Genomic DNA, 457 nt, shown 5'->3' with positions numbered 1-457 from the left:
AATGCGCTGAACCTTCTTGTGGTTCACTTTCTGGCCACGATTCGTTAATTCATCACGAATGCGACGGTAACCATAACGACCTTCATTTTCCTCATAAATCGCTTTAATCTCCGCTTTCAAATCGGCATCTAGATCTGGACGATTCATTTTCTTTACTAAATCATAATATGTGCTTCGAGGAATAGTAGCTAGCTCCACGAGTGCCTTCACCGAATATTTATGCCTTAATTCATAGACTACTTGCGCTTTGTCTTGTTTTGTAATTTTTCCTTGTTTTGAACTAAGGCATTTAACTTTTTTAAGTACTCATTTTCCATCTCAAGCTGTTTAATGCGTGCTTCAAGTGCTTCGACTGACCCTTCAGCTAAAGGTTGTTTTAATTGTTTATTTGAATCTTTTTTCATGGATGGACGCCCCTTTTTCTTAGATTGAAGGGCATCAATTCCTTGTGTTTCGA

At 38.1% G+C, this 457-nt stretch carries 1 pseudogene; it reads right to left on the bottom strand.

The window, feature by feature from the left end:
• Positions 1 to 457, bottom strand: a pseudogene (locus ACS2FK_RS30500) (IS3 family transposase); the annotation flags it as partial.

This window comes from Bacillus cereus group sp. BceL220, assembly GCF_051776965.1.
Lineage (GTDB): Bacteria > Bacillota > Bacilli > Bacillales > Bacillaceae_G > Bacillus_A > Bacillus_A cereus.
The sequence above is the reverse complement of the archived record's forward strand: the minus strand, read 5'-3'. Positions and strand labels throughout refer to the sequence as shown.